Source organism: Janthinobacterium sp. FW305-128 (assembly GCF_020858135.1).
Lineage (GTDB): Bacteria > Pseudomonadota > Gammaproteobacteria > Burkholderiales > Burkholderiaceae_D > Janthinobacterium.
The window spans coordinates 23,820-40,891 of sequence record NZ_JACYMK010000004.1; the positions used below are offsets into that span (position 1 = coordinate 23,820).

The window sequence follows — 17,072 nt, forward strand, 5'->3', positions numbered from 1 at the left end:
GCCAGCAAGCGTTGCTTTCTTTGATACAAAAAAAATGGCGCCCGCAGGCGCCATTGCTACAGCGAGGAACTCACCCCATCACGCCACAGTGGCCGCCACGGGTGCTGCCACGACGGGCGGCAGCGGCGTCGGCGCATTGAAGGCGATCAAGAGACTCGCTTCTTTCTCTTTCGCCGCCTTCAAATGACGCTCCTTCACGTGGCCATAGCCGCGGATGTCTTCCGGAATGCTGGCGATCGCCACGGCTTGCGCCAGCTTGGCCGTCGTCAGCTTCGGCAGCAAGCCGCCCACCGTCGCGCGGTATTCCGCGATCAGCGCACGCTCCATCTTGCGCTCGGCCGTATGGCCGAACACGTCGAAGGCCGTGCCGCGCAAGCCCTTGAACTTGGCCAGCACGCCGAAGGCCTTCAGCATCCACGGGCCATATTCCTTCTTGATCAGATGACCCTGGGCATCCGTTTTCGCCATGATCGGCGGCGCCAGGTGGAACTTGAGCTTGATGTCGCCTTCGAACATGGACGCGATCTTCGCCTGGAAGGCGCCGTCCGTGTACAGACGCGCCACTTCGTACTCGTCCTTGTAGGCCATCAGCTTGTAGAAGTAACGGGCCACGGCTTCCGTCAGGCGCAAGTGCGGACCGTTCAGTGCGCTTTCGGCGGCGCGCACCTGGCCGACGAAGTCCAGATACTGCTGCGCATACGCGCGGTCCTGGTAAGCCGTCAGCAGGGCCACGCGCTTTTCAATGATGTCGTCGAGCGTGTCGATGCGCTTGAATTCCACCACCTTCGCTGGCGTGGTCATGCGCACCAGGCTGGCCGCATCGTGGGCGCCCGCGCGGCCCCAGTTGAAGGCCGCCTTGTTGAATGCCACCGAGACGTTGTTCAAGTCGATGGCCTTCATGATGGCAGCTTCCGACAGCGGCACCTTGCCCTTTTGCCAGGCGTAACCGAGCATGAACATGTTCGTCGCAATCGAGTCGCCCATCAGCGCCGTGGCGATCTGGCCCGCGTCGATGAAGTCGACGTGGTCGCTGCCGCAGGCCTTTTCGATTTCCATGCGCGCCGAAGCGCCGGGGAATTGCCAGTCCGGATTCTTCACGAAGGCGGCCGTCGACGAGCTGGTCGAGTTGATCATGGCCCAGCTGCGCCCCTCTCCCATGCGCGACAGGGCGTCGCGGCTGGCCGTGACGATCAAATCGCAGCCGATCACCAGGTCGGCCGCACCCGTGCCGACGCGCGTCGAGTGGATATCCTCCTGGCGGTCCGCCAGACGCACGTGCGACATCACGGGGCCGCCCTTTTGCGCCAGGCCGCTCATGTCCAGCACGGAACAGCCCTTGCCTTCTACGTGGGCCGCCATGGCCAGGATCTGGCCGACGGTGACGACACCCGTGCCGCCGATGCCGGTGACCAGAATGCCGAACGGCTCGGCCGTCGATGGAATGCTTGGCGTCGGCAAGGCCGGCACGGCTGGCGCATCCTTGTCGGCGGCAGCCGCCTTTTTCGGCTTTTTCAGGCCGCCGCCTTCCACCGTGACGAAACTGGGGCAGAAACCCGTCGTGCACAAGAAATCCTTGTTGCACGACGACTGGTTGATCTGGCGCTTGCGCCCCAGTTCCGTTTCCAGCGGTTCCACCGACAGGCAGTTCGATTGCACGGAGCAGTCGCCGCAGCCTTCGCAGACGGCTTCGTTGATGACGGCGCGCTTGGCCGGGTCCGGGTATTCATTGCGTTTCCGGCGGCGGCGTTTTTCCGAGGCGCAGGTCTGGTCGTAGATCATGGCCGACACGCCGGGCATGTCGCGCAGCTCGCGCTGCACGTCCATCAGTTCGGAACGGTGGCGCACGGTGACGCCTTCGGCCCAGGCGTAATCGTCCGGGTATTTTTCCGGTTCGTCCGTGACGACGATGATGGGGCCCACGCCTTCGGCGGCGATCTGGCGCGAAATGATGGCCGGAGACAGGGGGCCGTCGAATTCCTGGCCGCCCGTCATCGCCACCGCATCGTTGAACAGAATCTTGTAGGTGATGTTGACCTTGGCCGAAACGGCCGCGCGGATGGCCAGGATGCCTGAGTGGAAATACGTGCCGTCGCCGAGGTTGGTAAACACGTGCTTTTCATTCGTGAACGGCGCCTGCCCCACCCAGGTGACGCCTTCGGCGCCCATGTGGGTAAAGGTCGACGTTTCGCGGTCCATCCACAGCACCATGTAATGGCAGCCGATGCCGGCCAGCGCGCGCGAGCCTTCCGGCACCTTGGTCGAGCTGTTGTGCGGGCAGCCGGAGCAGAAGAACGGCGTGCGGTCCTTTTGCGGATCGGGTTTTACGCTGATGGCCTTGAGGACGTTTTCCTTCGCTTCCAGGTAGGCGATGCGTTCCTTCACGCGCTGCTCGACGGGGTGGCCCGCGTAGTAGCGCGAAATGCGGCTGGCGATCGCGCGGGCGATCATCGCCGGGTTCAGTTCATACGTGGCCGGCAGCAGCCAGTCGCCGTGCCCCGTGCCCTTCTGGTTGCTCCACTCGCCCGTGTCGTCGAACTTGCCGACCACGCGCGGACGCTCGCCGTCTTTGAGGTTGTACAGCTCTTCCTTCAGCGCGTATTCGAGGATTTGCCGCTTTTCTTCCACCACGAGGATTTCGTCGAGGCCCTTGGCGAATTCATGCACGCCGTCCGCTTCCAGCGGCCAGGTCATGCCGATCTTGTACAGGCGGATGCCGATGTCGGACGCCGTCTGCTCGTCGATGCCGAGATCCGCCAGCGCCTGGCGCGTGTCCAGATACGATTTGCCGGCCGTGATGATGCCGATGCGCGCCTTCGGGCTGTCCCAGATGATCTTGTTGAGCTTGTTGGCACGCGCATACGCCAGCGCCGCATACCATTTGTAGCTGTTCATGCGAACTTCTTGTTCCAGCACCGTGTCGGGCCAGCGGATGTTCAGGCCGCCGGCCGGCATCTCGAAGTCCGTCGGCAGGGTGATCTGCACGCGGTCCGGGTCGAAATCGACGGCGGCGCCCGACTCGATGATGTCGGTCACGCATTTCATCGAGACCCACAGGCCCGTATAGCGGCTCATGGCCCACGCATGCAAGCCGTAGTCGATGTATTCCTGCACCGACGACGGGTACAGCACGGGGATGCCGCAAGCGTTCAGGATATGGTCGGACTGGTGCGCCGTGGACGAGGATTTGGCCGCGTGGTCGTCGCCGGCCAGCACCAGCACGCCGCCATGCTTGGCGGAACCGGCGTTATTCGCGTGCTTGAAGACGTCGCCGCAGCGGTCGACGCCGGGGCCCTTGCCGTACCACATGCCGAACACGCCATCGTACTTCGCGTCTTCGAACAGATTCGTCTGCTGCGTGCCCCAGACGGCCGTGGCGGCCAGGTCTTCGTTCAGGCCCGGGTGGAACTTGACGTGGTGTTCATCGAGGTACTTTTTTGCCTTGATCGCCGTCATGTCGACGGACGTCACAGGCGAACCGCGGTAACCGGTGATGTAGCCGGCCGTATTCAGGCCAGCTTTTACATCGCGCTCGCGCTGCAGCATGGGCAGGCGGATCAGCGCTTGCGTGCCCGTCATGAAGGCGCGGCCACGCTCGAGCGTGTATTTGTCGTTCAGGGAAATTTCGGACGCGTGCGCGCCCGGCTCAAGACTCGAGCCCTTGATTGGTGCATTCATTACTTGTCTCCATTATTCTCTGTGCTACGCGTGCAGGTCGGTTGAACTCACACGTACCGGCCGCGCTTTATGAGCAATGCCGGTGCGGAAAAATGACTTGTTTGTCGTAGACTACCACAGGAAGGCGCGCAGTTCTTTGCTGCGCTGCACTCCCGTGTTCTTGCCTTTTTGCTGCTTCTTTTTCTGGCAATGTCGGCAATGTCGGATGACGCTGCGCTCATCCGACCTACAGATATTGGCCGCTTGCTGGCAATGTCGGATGACGCTGCGCCTCGGCGGCCCCGCTCATCCGGCCTACCGGGCCATTCGTGTAGGTCGGCTTAGCCGGAACGGCGTAAGCCGACAAACAGCAGCCCCCAGCTTAGGCCGCGCTCGTATCTTTCAGCACGCCGCGCTTGATCTGGTCCAGCTCGATCGACTCGAACAGCGCGCGGAAGTTGCCTTCGCCGAAGCCCTGGTCGCCCTTGCGCTGGATGATCTCGAAGAAGATCGGGCCGATCACCGTCTGCGTGAAGATCTGCAGCAGCAGTTCGCGTTCGTTTTCCGTGCTGTGGCCATCGATCAGGATGCGCAGGCGGCGCAGTTCTTCCAGCTGCTCGCCGTGGTTCGGCAGGCGGCGGTTGACCAGCTCATAGTACGTTTCAATCGTGTCCTGGAAATCGATACCCGTATCGCGCATGCCTTGCACGGAGGCATAGATATTGTCCGTGCCCAGGGCGATGTGCTGGATGCCTTCGCCATGGTACTGGTCCAGGTATTCGGCGATCTGCGACTTGTCGTCCGACGATTCGTTGATCGGGATGCGGATCTTGCCGCACGGCGAGGTCATGGCCTTCGATTTGAGGCCCGTCAGCTTGCCTTCGATGTCGAAGTAGCGCACTTCGCGGAAGTTGAACAGGTTTTCATAGAAGCTTGCCCATTCCTTCATGCGGCCACGGTGCACATTGTGCGTCAGGTGGTCGATATAGGTCAGGCCATGGCCGACGGGGTTGGCGACGGCGCCGGGAATGGCGACGAAATCGACGTCATAGATACTGATGTCGCCGATGCCGCCCGGTGCGGCCGCGTCCGGCTTGTCGGCGCCCTTGCCGCGCCAGCGGTCGACGAAGTACAGCAGCGAATCGCCCACGCCCTTGATGGCGGGGATATTCAGCTCCATCGGACCCGTTTTGTTATCGAAACCCCAGGCGCCCAGTTCCAGCGCGCGGCGATACACGAAGGCCGCGTCGTCGACACGGATGGCGATGGCGCACACGGACGGGCCGTGATGGCGGGCAAAACGCTGCGCGAACGAATCTTGTTCGGCATTGATGATGAAATTGATGTCGCCCTGACGGTACAGGGTGACATCCTTGTGGCGGTGGCGCGCGATGGCCGTGAATCCCATGTTCTCGAACAGCTTGCCCAATGCTTTTGGGTCTGGTGCTGCATACTCGACGAACTCGAAACCATCGGTACCCATCGGGTTATCCCAAGGCTGAAATTGCATGATGTCTCCTCCAAGAAGTAGCGCACAGTATAGGCGTGGGTCACGGGCATTAAATGCCAAAGATCTCCCGAACAATCATGATTTGCGCAATAATATTGCGTGAAATACGAACCACCGGAGGAAGCATGAGCAAAATTACGCTGGATAAAACGGATCGCAAGATCCTCGCCGTCCTGCAGGCCGATGGCCGCCTGTCGAATCAGGACGTGGCCGAGCAGGTCAGCCTGTCGCCGTCGCCATGCTTGCGCCGCGTCAAACGGCTGGAAGAAGCGGGCGTGATCCGCCAGTACGTGGCCCTGCTGGACCCGGAAAAGATCGGCCTGGGCTTGCTGGCCTACGTGAACGTGCGGCTGGAAAAGCACAGCGACGCCACGGCCCACAGCACGGCCCGCGTGCTGGCGCCGAATCTGGTGACGAATACCTCGCCGCGCGCCGACTTCGCCGTGGCCGTGGCGCATTGGCCGGAAGTGGTGGCCTGCTATGCGATGACGGGCGAAATGGATTATCTGTTGCGCGTGCACGTGGAAGATATGGAGCACTTTTCGCGCTTCATGATGGCCACCTTGCTGCGCCACCCGGCCGTGCTGGACGTGAAATCGAGCTTTGCCTTGCAGCGCATCAAGGATACGACGGCCCTGCCCTTATTGTGATGGCGGCCCGGGCTGCTTCTTGCGCCCCGGCAAGCGTTCGAACAGTTTGCTGGCGGCGCGCGCATTTGCCTTGAAGGTGTAATCGAACATGGCGAACTGCTCCTGCACGGCTTCCTGCAGCATGCTCGTCGGGTTCGGCGGCAACAGTTTCAAATAAGCATCAGCTTCGCCATAGTCGCGCTGGATTTCCATGCCCGCCTTCTTGGCGATATGCATCATCGTCTTGTTCGACGACAAACAATGCATGTACAGGGTATCGACATCGTTGTTGCGGCAGTGAATTGCCGCCCGCTCGAACAGTTTCGAACCGACGCCCATGCCGCGCATCGATTTCGACACGGATACGCCAAACTCGGCCACCTGCTCCTTGTCCGTCACCACGCTTTTCGCCGGCGACTGGTCCTTCGGCGCGAACGCCAGATGGCCCACGCCCACCAGCTTGAACAGGCTGTTGTAGACGCCGTAGATCATGTCGCGCGAGAAATCCATCTTTTGCACGTACTGCGCGACGAGTTCATCGGGCAAGGCGCTGCCGAAGCGCAGCAAACGGTCGCTTTTCTCGAGCGACAGGAAATGCTTCATCATGCGGCGCCGGTCGCGCTCATGCAACTGCTTGACGAGCACGGTCGGGCGCCCGCCGCCGCTACGGCTGAGCCAGCGGCGAAACGGGTTTTGAAACAGCTTGGGTAAGGTCACGTCGACTCCTGGGGGCGGTGCTGCGGCACGTCAGGCCGTTATTGTGCAGTGCAACATCATGGCGCCATTGTAGCCTATTCCCGCCGTTCAAGCCTGGGCCAGGAAGGCCGCCACGGCCGCCACCCGCGCCGCATGGATGACTTCGGGAATGCGTTTCGGCTCCGTACAGCCTTGCGCCAGCGCACCCGCATTCACGCCGCGCGCCGCGTCCAGCCCGCCCTGCAGCCGCGCCGCCTGGGGAAAGTCGCCGGTGACCAGTCCGTCGCAAGCCACGGCCTGCAGCAGTTGCACGAAGCGCTGCGGCTTGCGCAAGCCGTCGCAGCGTTCGCACAGACTGACGATGGCCTCGGCGCCCAAGTCCAGCGCGCCGTTGATATTGTCCCGCTCGCGCGCTGCCATGACGGCCAGTTCGCGGCACTCGTTGGGCACGCGCAGGCGCTCGCTCAGCTGCTCGATGGCATCCTTGCTCAAATGCAGCATCAAGGCGGCAAAGCGCACGGGCAAGTCATGACCTTGCGCGGCCGCGTGATCGACGACCTGCAGCAAGCGCTCGCTGATGGTAATTTCGCCCATGATGCGCGCCAGGGCGCCGCACTCGTGCAGCACCGTCAGCATGCGCGCAGGATGGCTTTCCATCAGTCCCTTGGCCACTTCCTGCCACACGCGCTCGGCCACCAGGGCATCGACTTCGCCATCAGCCACCATCTGGCGCATCAGCGCCATGGTGGCCGGTGCGACAGTGAAAGTATGAAAACGGGCAGCAAAGCGGGCCAGACGCAAGATGCGCACGGGGTCTTCGCCGAACGCGTCGGAGACGTGGCGGAAGATCTTGTTCCCGATATCCTCGACGCCGCCGAACGGGTCGGTCAACGTCCCGTCCTCGGCTTGCGCGATGGCGTTGATGGTCAGATCGCGCCGCACCAGATCGTCTTCCAGGGTGACGTCGGGCGCCGTGTGGAAGACGAAACCCCGGTAGCCGGGGGCCGTCTTGCGTTCCGTGCGGGCCAGCGCGTATTCTTCCTGCGTCTTCGGGTGCAGGAAGACGGGAAAATCCTTGCCGACGGGCCGGAAACCCTGGCGCAGCATGTCTTCCGGCGTGGCGCCCACGACGACGTGGTCGTGGTCTTTCACGGGCAAGCCCAGCAGTTGGTCGCGCACCGCGCCACCGACCGTGTAAATCTTCATGGTCACTTTTCTTTAATCGGGGAGTTCCGCGTCGTGCTTGGGCGCCGTTTCCGTTTCCGCCAGCGCTTCCGCGATCCAGCGGGCCACGGCCGGGTGCGCCTGCACGCGCTCGCAGTAGGCGTTCAGGGCCGGTGCCAGCGACACGCCATACGTGCGGAAACGCATGACGACAGGGGCGAAATACGCGTCGGCGATGGAAAACTCGCCAAACAGGAACTGGTGGTGGCCAAAGCGCGACAGGCACTCTTCCCAGATTTCGCTGATGCGGCCGATGTCGGCCTGCGCGGCGGCCGTGCGGCCACGGCCCGGCAACTTCGCCTTGATATTCATCGACATATCCGTGCGCAAGCCGGTAAAGCCCGAATGCATTTCCGCACAGACACAACGCGCCATGGCGCGCGCGGCCACATCCTGCGGCCACAGGTGTTTATCTGGAAACTGCTCGGCCAGGTATTCGCAGATGGCCAGGCTGTCCCAGATCGTGATCTCGCCCGCCAGCAGCACGGGCACCCGGCCGCAAGCCGAATATTCGGCAATTTTGGTGGCCGTGTCGCTCTGGTCGAGCAGCACGCGTACTTCATGGAACGGAATACCGAAGGCCGTCATGGCCACCCACGGGCGCATCGACCACGACGAGTAATTCTTGTTGCCGATGATGAGGGTCAGGCCCGGCTCGCGGGCAGCGGCCAGGGTTTGCGTCAGGCTGGGATCAAGGATGGTCGTTTGCATGGTCGGCTAGCTTTAGTTGGATGATGGCAAATCGGCAGAAACGGCGCTATTCTTCGGCCCCACGGTGCCCAGGCGCGCTTTCAGCGACTGCGGGCTTTTTTCGAACAGGGCCGCGTAATACGTGGCGTTGGCCATCACGTTTTTCACATAGCCGCGCGTTTCCGTGTAGGGAATGATCTCGGCAAAGATGGCGCCTTCCAGCGGACGCGTCATGGTGGCGCGCCAGATGCGCAAGCGCCCCGGCCCCGCGTTGTAGGCGGCGCTGGCCAGCACTTGCGAACCGTCCAGGCCACCGAGCACCATGTTCAGGTAATTCGTGCCCAGCAAGACGTTGGTGCGCACATCGCTCAAGGTTTCCGTGACGAAATCGGTCAGGCCGATCTTCTTGGCGACATACCGTGCCGTCGACGGCATGACCTGCATCAAACCGGACGCGCCCACGTGCGACTGCGCATCCATGATGAAGCGCGATTCCTGGCGGATCAAGCCGTACACCCAGGCCTTGTCCAGGCCCAGGGTTTGCGTGGCCGGATGCATGACGTCGTCGTGCGGCGTCGGATAGCGTTGCGTATAGTCCACTTCCAGGCGCGTGCGGTCGGAAGTATTGACCATGCGGTCGAGCACATTGTTCTGGCGCGCAAACTCCGCGGCGGCCAGATGTTGCCTGTCCGTCATCGAACGCAATTCCCAGTTCCACTCGCGCGTGCCCTCGAAGCGCAAGCGCATATTGAAGAATTTCAAGGCGCGCTGCAGCCCCGGATTGGCGGCCATGGCGGCGATTTCCGCCGGCGTGACGGGCTGGCCCGGCGGCGGCAAGACCAGGTGGTTGCCCAGCTCTTCATTGGCCAGCAAGCCGTAGAAATTCGATTGATCGCTGATCGTGCGGTACAGGGCATCGGCCTGCGCATTCGGGCGGCCCGGCGTTTCCGCCTGCTGCGCGCGCGCCAGCCAGTAGACCCAGGTCGGGTCCGTGCGCAGCGAGGCCGGCATGGCCTGGATCGCCGCCTTCACCTGGGGCCAGTTGCCTTCACGCAAGGCGATACGCGCCTTCCATTGCATCTGCTCCTGGGTCAACGGTGCGCCATTGGTTTTTTGCCAATATTCGAATGCTTCCGGCGCCAGCGAATACGACGCCTGCAGGGCCAGGCTGGCCCAGCCGATGGCCTGTTCCTGCGGCGTCAGCTGCGCACTGGCCTTTTGCAGCGCCACCACGCCCAGTTTCAAGGTGCTTTTCGCCATGCGGCCGACGGCCACCAGGTACATCTCGTGGTCGGCACGGCTGGCGCCCGGCCCCTTGGCCAGCACCAGCGCGGGCAAGTCGATCGCTTGCGCCATCTTCGCGTCGGAGGCGCCCAGCAGCAGCGCGATGCGGCGCGCCGGGCCCGTGGCGTTGGTCTGGCCCGCCAGGCGGATCTGCGCCCACAGGTCGTTCGCGTCGAACTGGCCATTTTGCGCCAATGCCGCGATCAGGCTGCCGCACGCTTCGCCATAGCCCGGTGGCGAGACGAGCAGGTTGCGCGCCTCGGACGCCACGTTCTGGCCCTTGGCGGCGCGCGACATCAGCGCATAGCACTTGAGCTGGGTATCGTCGTCGAGGGCGAATTGCGGATATTGTTCATCGAACACGACCCAGTCGCGCTTGCGGCCCAGTTCCAGCAGCCAGTCGTTGCGGAAACGGTCGGCGATGGCGCTGCCCTTGTAGCGGTTCAGGTAATCGCGAAATTGCGCCTCGGTCAGCAGTTTGATGCGCGGTTTCAGCCGATAATAGTCAACATACGAGGGAATCTGGTAATTCGTCAGGCGCCCCGCATAAAAGTCGGCTTTTTCGACGTCATCCTTGCGCGCGGCATCGCGCAACAGCAGGAAGGCATCGTCCTCGCTGCGCGTGTCGGGGGCGGCTGGGGGGGCGGTGGTCGATACCTGGGCCAGGGCGGCCAGGGGAGACAAGGCCGATGCAACACACAGCATCGTGCCGGCAATCCATTTCAGTGGGGAAATCAATGTACGACTCTCAATCTTAACTTGATGGTGATATGAATAGCGACCCTAGAATAACATGCGATCCGGCTACACGGCCACCCATTGCGCCACAGGAAAAAGCCAGCTTGCGCAAAGCCTTGCTGGCGGCCAGGCGCGCCCTGCCCGAGACCACGCGAGCAAGGTGGGATGCGGCCATCGCGCAGCGCCTGCTCGACTGGTGCGCGCAAGAAAACGTCAAGGAACTGGGCGTGTACTGGCCCCTGCACGGCGAGCCGGACTTGCACGAGGCATATGCGCAGCTGGCCGCGCGCGGCGTGCAATTAAGCTTGCCGGTGGTGCTGGAAAAACATGCGCCGCTGGCATTTTCCGACTGGACGCCGGGCGAGCCCATGGTCAAGGATGGCATGGGCGTGGCCGTGCCCGAGCAATTGCGCCTCCACCCGGCACCCGCCACCCTGCTCGTGCCCTGCCTGGGTTTTAACCAGGAACGCTTTCGCCTCGGCTATGGCGGCGGCTATTACGACCGCACCCTGGCGGCCACGCCCCGTCCGCGCACCCTCGGTATCGCCTATGCCTGCCTGGCGGCAAATTTTCCCAACGGCGAATACGACATCGCCCTCGATCACATCGTGACCGAGGGCGATCTGTTCTGACAAGTCAGGACGGTTTATTTCACCAGGCGCTGCCACAAGGCCGTCGTGGGCGCCGCCTGGTTCATGCTATAGAAATGCAAGCCTGGCGCGCCGCCTTCCAGCAAACGCTCGCACAGGCCCGTCACCACGTCCAGGCCAAAAGCCTTGATGGACGCGCTGTCGTCGCCGAAGCTGGCCAGTTTCAGACGCACCCAGCGTGGAATTTCCGCGCCGCACATGTCCGAAAAGCGCATCAGCTGCGTGTAGTTCGTGATCGGCATGATACCGGCCACGATAGGCACGTTGATGCCCATCTTCTGCGTCTGCTCGACAAACTGGAAATACGCGTCGGCATTGTAGAAGTACTGGGTGATGGCGGCATTGGCGCCGGCCTGCACCTTGCGCGCGAACGCGTTCAGGTCATCCTGCGGCGAACGGGCTTGCGGATGCACTTCCGGATAGGCGGCCACTTCGATATGAAAATGGTCGCCCGTCTCGGCGCGGATGAATTCCACCAGCTCGTTGGCGTAGCGGAACTCGCCCGAGGCGCCGTAGCCGCTCGGCAAGTCGCCGCGCAAGGCCACGATACGCTTCACGCCGGCCGCCTTGAAGTCGGCCAGCACGGCGCGGATCGATGCACGCGAACCGCCGACGCAAGACAGGTGCGGCGCGGCCTGTTCGCCGGCCGCCAGGATCTCGCGCACGGTGTCCAGCGTGCCCTGCTGCGTGGTGCCGCCCGCGCCGAACGTCACCGAGAAATACTTCGGATGCAATTCGGACAACTTGACACGCGTGGCGCGCAGCTTTTCCGCCCCTTCCAGGGTTTTCGGCGGGAAAAACTCAATACTGAAATTATGCTTTTCCATCGTCATTACTCAAAAGTAAGGTCGACAGGGCCCAGGAAATGATGCTGTACAGAATGGCACCGCCCACGGCAGACCAGAAACTGGCGACATGGAAACCATCGATCACCTGCGCCACCAGCCAGAACAGGAAGCCGTTGATAATCAAAATAAACAGGCCCAGCGACAGGAACGTCACGGGCAGGGTCAGCAGGATCAGCAAAGGGCGGATCAGCGCATTGACCAGCCCCAGCACGGCAGCGGCCAGCAGCGCGGTCCAGCCGCTGCTCATCGTCACCGAGTGCATCAGGTAGGGGACGGCAAACAGGGCTGCCGCATTGATAAACCAAATCAGTAGCAAGCGCATTTCTCTAGCCTGTCAAAAGTAGGGTCAGGCCGGCGGCATGCGCCGGCCTTCAGAGGGTGGGTTACAGCCCCGGACTACCGATTAGTAACGGTAGTGCTCAGGCTTGTAGGGGCCTTCTTGACGCACGCCAATGTAGTCGGCTTGCTCTTGCGTCAGTTCCGTCAGCTGCGCATTCAACTTTTTGAGTTGCAAACGGGCGACTTTTTCATCGAGGTGTTTTGGCAGGGTGTACACGCCGACCGGGTAGTTGGCCGTGTTCGCGTACAGCTCGATCTGGGCGATCGTCTGGTTGGCGAACGACGAGCTCATCACGTACGACGGGTGGCCCGTGCCGCAACCGAGGTTGACCAGACGGCCTTCGGCCAGCAGGATGATGCGGCGGCCCGACGGGAAGATGATGTGGTCGACTTGCGGCTTGATGTTTTCCCACTCGTATTGTTTCAACGAAGCGACGTCGATTTCATTGTCGAAGTGACCAATGTTGCAGACGATGGCCTGGTCTTTCATGCGCGTCAGGTGATCGTGCGTCAGGATGTGATAGTTGCCGGTGCAAGTGACGAAGATGTCGCCGTGTTCGCACGCGTAATCCATCGTCACCACGCGGTAGCCTTCCATCGCCGCCTGCAGTGCGCAGATCGGGTCGACTTCCGTCACCCATACTTGCGCCGACAGGGCGCGCATGGCTTGCGCCGAACCTTTACCGACATCACCGTAGCCGGCGATGACGGCCACTTTACCGGCGATCATCACGTCGGTGGCGCGCTTGATGCCGTCGACCAGGGACTCGCGGCAGCCATACAGGTTGTCGAATTTCGATTTCGTGACGGAATCGTTGACGTTGATCGCAGGGAAAGCCAGCTTGCCTTCCTTGTGCATCTGGTACAAACGGTGCACGCCGGTCGTCGTTTCTTCCGTCACGCCCAAGATTTCCGGCAGGCGCTTCGAGTACCAGGTCGGATCGGCCAGCAAGTGCTTCTTGATCGAGTTGAACAGGCAGATTTCTTCGTCCGAACCGGGGTTGGCCAGCACCGACAGGTCGGTTTCCGCGCGCACGCCCAGGTGCAGCAGCAGGGTAGCATCGCCGCCATCGTCGAGGATCATGTTCGAGTAGACAGCCTTGCCGTCCGCATCCGGCCATTCGAAGATGCGGTGCGTGTATTCCCAGTAGTCGTCCAGCGACTCGCCCTTGACGGCGAACACCGGCGTGCCGGCGGCAGCGATGGCGGCGGCAGCGTGATCTTGCGTGGAGTAAATGTTGCACGATGCCCAACGCACTTGCGCGCCCAGTGCTTCCAGGGTCTGGATCAGCACGGCGGTCTGGATGGTCATGTGGATGGAACCGGTGATGCGCGCGCCTTTCAGAGGCTGCGCTGCCGCGAATTCTTCGCGGATGGCCATCAGGCCAGGCATTTCCGTTTCAGCAATCTTGATTTCTTTGTCGCCCCATGCGGCCAAGGTGATATCGGCGATGGTGTAGTCGTGTTGCGATTTGAGTACGGCGTTCATCACGCCCTCCTTTCAGTTGAAAAAGGTACGTGAGCGCGGTTGCAGGATATTCCGAGCCTGGCGAATTTCTTCGTCGCAACGCTCCTCGGACGGTGGATTTTAACATCGTCAATGCCGGCGCGCCAGCTTGTTCGCCATGCATTGCCAACTAACAACATATAAAAAAAGCGCCCGCGGCCAGCTGGCCGGGGCGCTTCTTTTGCAAGCGGGCTAGATTACTTCAGGCCGGCAGCGTCGCGCAGCAGGGCGACCTTGTCCGTGCGCTCCCACGTGAATTCCGGCTCTTCGCGGCCGAAATGGCCGTAGGCGGCGCTCTTCTGGTAGATCGGGCGCAGCAGGTCGAGCATTTGCACGATGCCTTTTGGACGCAAATCAAAGTGCGCCAGCACCAGCTTGGCGATTTCCGCGTCGGGAATCACGCCCGTGCCTTCCGTGTAGACGGTGATGTTGATCGGCTTGGCCACGCCGATGGCGTAGCTGACCTGCACCTGGCATTGGCGCGCCAGGCCGGCCGCGACGATGTTTTTCGCCACGTAGCGGGCCGCATACGCTGCCGAACGGTCGACTTTCGATGGGTCCTTGCCCGAGAACGCGCCGCCGCCGTGCGGGGCCGCGCCACCGTAGGTGTCGACGATGATCTTGCGCCCGGTCAAGCCGCAATCGCCTTGCGGACCGCCGATGACGAAACGGCCCGTCGGGTTGACGAGGAATTTGGTCTCCGTCAGCCATTCGCGCGGCAGGATGGGCTTGATGATTTCTTCGATGACGGCTTCTTCGATCTGCTTGTGCGAGATTTCCGGCGCATGCTGGGTCGACAGCACCACCGTGTGCACGCCGACGGGGCGGCCATCGACGTAGCGCAGGGTCACTTGCGATTTCGCATCCGGACGCAGCCATGGCAGACGGCCATCCTTGCGCAGTTGCGACTGGCGCTCGACCAGGCGGTGCGCGTAGTGGATGGCGGCAGGCATCAGCTCGGCCGTTTCATCGCAGGCGTAGCCGAACATCAGGCCCTGATCGCCGGCGCCTTGATCCAGGTCAATGCCCGCACCTTCATCGACGCCTTGCGCGATGTCCGGCGACTGCTTGTCGTAGGCCACCAGCACGGCGCAACCCTTGTAGTCGATACCGTATTCCGTGTTGTCGTAGCCGATGCGTTTGATGGTTTCGCGCGCAACTTGAATATAATCAACATTGGCGTGCGTGGTAATCTCGCCAGCCAGTACCACCAGACCCGTGTTGCACAGGGTTTCGGCGGCCACGCGGGCGGCTGGATCCTGGGCCAGGATGGCGTCAAGGATGGCGTCGGAAATTTGATCGGCAACCTTGTCGGGATGGCCTTCCGAAACGGATTCGGAAGTGAAGAGATAGTCGTTTGACATTGCAAGCTCCTGATTACTATGTGAATGTTCTGTCGCAGTAAAGAGGATTTTGCCTGCGACGCTTTAGCGATATTTATATTCCGCTTCGCAAGTTGTCTATTAACTCAGCGGTTACTGCATACGTGGTATTTTACGCTTCTTAAAAAATTTTGGCACGGCAACACGCCATTCTTGGAAACAGCTTATACATGTTAGTCCCAATTTTCCGCTTCTTGTCCGTCTTTCCCCTGCCCGTCCTGCATGGCCTTGGCGCTGTGCTGGGCTGGGTGATTTACGCCATTTCCCCGTCCTACCGCCGCCGCATGCGCGAGAACATGCAAGGTGCGGGGTTTTCGCAACACTTGCACACGGCCGTGGCCGAAGCGGGCAAGAGCGTGCTGGAACTGCCCTTCATCTGGTGCGCCCCCGCCGAGCGCGTGGCGCGCCATGCGACGGTGGAAAACTGGGAACTGGTGGAAAAAGCGCTGCAGCATGGCCGCGGCATTGTCTTCCTGACACCACACCTGGGCTGCTTTGAAATCGTCGCCCAGCAGATCGCGCTGCGCACGCCGCTCACCGTGATGTACCGCCCGCCCAAGCGCGCCGCCCTGAAACCGCTGATCGAAGGGGCGCGCGCGCGCGAAAACCTGATGCTGGCGCCGGCGAACATGTCGGGCGTGCGCATCTTCGCCAAATGCCTGAAAAAGGGACAACCGATCGGCCTGCTGCCCGACCAGGTGCCGCAGGAAGGCGAAGGCGTATGGGCCGATTTCTTCGGCCGCCCCGCCTACACCATGACCCTGCCCGCCAAGCTGGCGCAGATGGGCGGCGCCGAAGTCATCATCACCTACGCGGAACGCCTGCCGGGCGGGCGCGGCTATGTCGTGCATTTCGTGCCGTTTACCGAGTCGCTCGACAGCAGCTCGGCCGAACAGGCGCGCACCATCAATGCGGCCATGGAGCAATTGATCGCGCGCAGCCCGGCGCAATACCTGTGGAGCTACAACCGCTATAAAGTGCCGCGCGGCGCGCCGCCGCCCACGCCTGCCACGACCGCTGCCACCGGGGAGCAGGCATGAGACTGCTGATCGCCTTCATGTGGCTGCTGCACTGGCTGCCTCTGCCCATCCTCGGCCGCTTCGGCGTGGCCGTCGGCAGCGTGCTCTTCATCGCCATGCCCACGCGGCGCAGGATCGCCCTGACGAATCTGCGCCTGTGCATGCCGGAACTGACGGAAGCCCAGCGCGTGGCGCTGGCGCGCCAGCATTTCCAGGCCTATTCGCGCAGCGTGTGGGAACGCAGCATCCTGTGGTGGTCATCGGAAGCGCGATTGAACCGCCTGATCAAAAAGGTACCCGCCTTCCCGGGCCAGCAGATCGCCGCCAAGCCCACCATCTTGCTGTGCCCGCACTTCGTCTGCCTCGACGTGGCCGGCGCCGCCACGGCCATGGAAATTTCCGCCTCGTCGATGTACGTGCAGCAAAAGAATGCCGCCTTCGACCAGGCCTTGCGCAACGGCCGTTCGCGCTTCAAGCCGCCCAAGCTGTTTACGCGCCAGGACGGCATCAAGACGATTTTGCGCGCGCTGCGCGACGGCTTGCCCTACTTTATGTTGCCGGATATGGATTTCGGCGAAAAGGATGCGGAATTCGTGCCCTTCTTCGGCGTGCCAGCCGCCACCCTGACGGCCACGGCGCGCCTGGCGCTGGCCGCCAAGGCGCAGGTGATTCCCGTCATCGCCACTTTTTTACCCAATTACCAGGGCTGGCAAGTGACCTATTACCCGGCCTGGGACGATTATCCGGGCGACGACATCACGGCCGCCACGCGCCGCATGAACGAATTCATCGAAGAGCGCGTGCGCGAAGCGCCGGCCGAGTATTTCTGGACGCACAAACGCTTCAAGACGCGTCCGGAAGGCGAAGCCTCGTTCTATAACCAGCACAAGTGATACGGCAGA

The 17,072-nt window shown here is 62.2% G+C and carries 14 protein-coding genes and 1 riboswitch; of the genes, 4 read left to right on the forward strand and 10 right to left on the reverse strand.

What is annotated here, in order from left to right; all coding sequences use genetic code 11:
* Positions 1-78: 78 nt before the first annotated feature.
* Together IGS60_RS09945 and hppD are read right to left on the reverse strand one after the other, a co-directional pair.
* Positions 79-3,675 carry an indolepyruvate ferredoxin oxidoreductase family protein gene (locus IGS60_RS09945; RefSeq protein ID WP_230504114.1) on the reverse strand — a complete coding sequence of 1,199 codons (3,597 nt, stop codon included), beginning with the start codon at positions 3,673-3,675 and terminating at the stop codon, positions 79-81.
* Between the two features lie 361 nt (positions 3,676-4,036).
* Positions 4,037-5,164 (reverse strand): 4-hydroxyphenylpyruvate dioxygenase, encoded by a 1,128-nt coding sequence (gene hppD, locus IGS60_RS09950; RefSeq protein ID WP_070220827.1) that lies wholly within the window; start codon positions 5,162-5,164, stop codon positions 4,037-4,039.
* Positions 5,165-5,289: 125 nt separating this feature from the next.
* Between hppD and IGS60_RS09955 the strand changes: the two genes are divergently transcribed.
* Positions 5,290-5,814: an Lrp/AsnC family transcriptional regulator gene (locus IGS60_RS09955; RefSeq protein WP_070220829.1), complete on the forward strand. Its 525-nt coding sequence runs from the start codon at positions 5,290-5,292 to the stop codon at positions 5,812-5,814.
* On the opposite strand, the gene IGS60_RS09960 is transcribed toward IGS60_RS09955, so the two are convergent.
* The 4 genes from IGS60_RS09960 to IGS60_RS09975 form a co-directional block, all read right to left on the reverse strand.
* Complete coding sequence (locus tag IGS60_RS09960; RefSeq protein ID WP_070220830.1) at positions 5,806-6,510, reverse strand: GNAT family N-acetyltransferase; 705 nt, start codon at positions 6,508-6,510, stop codon at positions 5,806-5,808. The genes IGS60_RS09955 and IGS60_RS09960 overlap by 9 nt on opposite strands.
* Before the next feature lie 87 nt (positions 6,511-6,597).
* On the reverse strand, positions 6,598-7,695 hold the full coding sequence (locus IGS60_RS09965; protein WP_230504116.1) for a multifunctional CCA addition/repair protein: 1,098 nt from the start codon (positions 7,693-7,695) through the stop codon (positions 6,598-6,600).
* 12 nt (positions 7,696-7,707) lie between these two features.
* Complete coding sequence (locus IGS60_RS09970; protein ID WP_070220832.1) at positions 7,708-8,424, reverse strand: glutathione S-transferase family protein; 717 nt, start codon at positions 8,422-8,424, stop codon at positions 7,708-7,710.
* A 12-nt stretch (positions 8,425-8,436) separates the two neighbouring features.
* Positions 8,437-10,392 carry a lytic transglycosylase domain-containing protein gene (locus tag IGS60_RS09975; RefSeq protein ID WP_230504118.1) on the reverse strand — a complete coding sequence of 652 codons (1,956 nt, stop codon included), beginning with the start codon at positions 10,390-10,392 and terminating at the stop codon, positions 8,437-8,439.
* 137 nt (positions 10,393-10,529) lie between these two features.
* Here IGS60_RS09975 and IGS60_RS09980 point away from each other — a divergent pair, with 137 nt between their 5' ends.
* Positions 10,530-11,057: a 5-formyltetrahydrofolate cyclo-ligase gene (locus IGS60_RS09980; RefSeq protein WP_230504120.1), complete on the forward strand. Its 528-nt coding sequence runs from the start codon at positions 10,530-10,532 to the stop codon at positions 11,055-11,057.
* Between the two features lie 14 nt (positions 11,058-11,071).
* On the opposite strand, the gene metF is transcribed toward IGS60_RS09980, so the two are convergent.
* The 4 genes from metF to metK all read right to left on the reverse strand — a co-directional run bounded on the left by metF (position 11,072) and on the right by metK (position 15,133).
* Positions 11,072-11,902, reverse strand: coding sequence for a methylenetetrahydrofolate reductase [NAD(P)H] (metF, locus tag IGS60_RS09985; protein ID WP_070220836.1), 831 nt, complete (start codon positions 11,900-11,902; stop codon positions 11,072-11,074).
* A complete protein-coding gene (locus IGS60_RS09990; RefSeq protein ID WP_034783534.1) occupies positions 11,889-12,245 on the reverse strand; it encodes a phage holin family protein in 357 nt (118 codons plus the stop codon). Before IGS60_RS09990 ends, metF begins: the two co-directional genes overlap by 14 nt.
* A gap of 81 nt (positions 12,246-12,326) precedes the next feature.
* Entirely contained in the window at positions 12,327-13,751 is a 1,425-nt protein-coding gene (gene ahcY, locus IGS60_RS09995) for an adenosylhomocysteinase (protein WP_070220838.1), read from the reverse strand.
* A gap of 24 nt (positions 13,752-13,775) precedes the next feature.
* Positions 13,776-13,844, reverse strand: a riboswitch (S-adenosyl-L-homocysteine riboswitch).
* 122 nt (positions 13,845-13,966) lie between these two features.
* Complete coding sequence (gene metK / locus IGS60_RS10000) at positions 13,967-15,133, reverse strand: methionine adenosyltransferase (protein WP_099408029.1); 1,167 nt, start codon at positions 15,131-15,133, stop codon at positions 13,967-13,969.
* Between the two features lie 188 nt (positions 15,134-15,321).
* Here metK and IGS60_RS10005 point away from each other — a divergent pair, with 188 nt between their 5' ends.
* Positions 15,322-16,191 (forward strand): lysophospholipid acyltransferase family protein, encoded by an 870-nt coding sequence (locus IGS60_RS10005; protein WP_121670881.1) that lies wholly within the window; start codon positions 15,322-15,324, stop codon positions 16,189-16,191.
* On the forward strand, positions 16,188-17,063 hold the full coding sequence (locus tag IGS60_RS10010; RefSeq protein ID WP_070220844.1) for a lipid A biosynthesis acyltransferase: 876 nt from the start codon (positions 16,188-16,190) through the stop codon (positions 17,061-17,063). Before IGS60_RS10005 ends, IGS60_RS10010 begins: the two co-directional genes overlap by 4 nt.
* The last annotated feature ends 9 nt before the right edge of the window (positions 17,064-17,072 follow it).

Bases quoted from the DNA above. Each gene is read 5' to 3' on its own strand.
- IGS60_RS10005 (WP_121670881.1), top strand. From the start codon at position 15,322: ATGTTAGTCCCAATTTTCCGCTTCTTGTCCGTCTTTCCCCTGCCCGTC.
- hppD (WP_070220827.1), bottom strand. From the start codon at position 5,164: ATGCAATTTCAGCCTTGGGATAACCCGATGGGTACCGATGGTTTCGAG.
- IGS60_RS09975 (WP_230504118.1), bottom strand. From the start codon at position 10,392: ATGCTGTGTGTTGCATCGGCCTTGTCTCCCCTGGCCGCCCTGGCCCAG.
- IGS60_RS09945 (WP_230504114.1), bottom strand. From the start codon at position 3,675: ATGAATGCACCAATCAAGGGCTCGAGTCTTGAGCCGGGCGCGCACGCG.
- IGS60_RS09955 (WP_070220829.1), top strand. From the start codon at position 5,290: ATGAGCAAAATTACGCTGGATAAAACGGATCGCAAGATCCTCGCCGTC.
- IGS60_RS09990 (WP_034783534.1), bottom strand. From the start codon at position 12,245: ATGCGCTTGCTACTGATTTGGTTTATCAATGCGGCAGCCCTGTTTGCC.
- metK (WP_099408029.1), bottom strand. From the start codon at position 15,133: ATGTCAAACGACTATCTCTTCACTTCCGAATCCGTTTCGGAAGGCCAT.
- IGS60_RS09965 (WP_230504116.1), bottom strand. From the start codon at position 7,695: ATGAAGATTTACACGGTCGGTGGCGCGGTGCGCGACCAACTGCTGGGC.
- metF (WP_070220836.1), bottom strand. From the start codon at position 11,902: ATGGAAAAGCATAATTTCAGTATTGAGTTTTTCCCGCCGAAAACCCTG.
- IGS60_RS10010 (WP_070220844.1), top strand. From the start codon at position 16,188: ATGAGACTGCTGATCGCCTTCATGTGGCTGCTGCACTGGCTGCCTCTG.
- IGS60_RS09970 (WP_070220832.1), bottom strand. From the start codon at position 8,424: ATGCAAACGACCATCCTTGATCCCAGCCTGACGCAAACCCTGGCCGCT.
- ahcY (WP_070220838.1), bottom strand. From the start codon at position 13,751: ATGAACGCCGTACTCAAATCGCAACACGACTACACCATCGCCGATATC.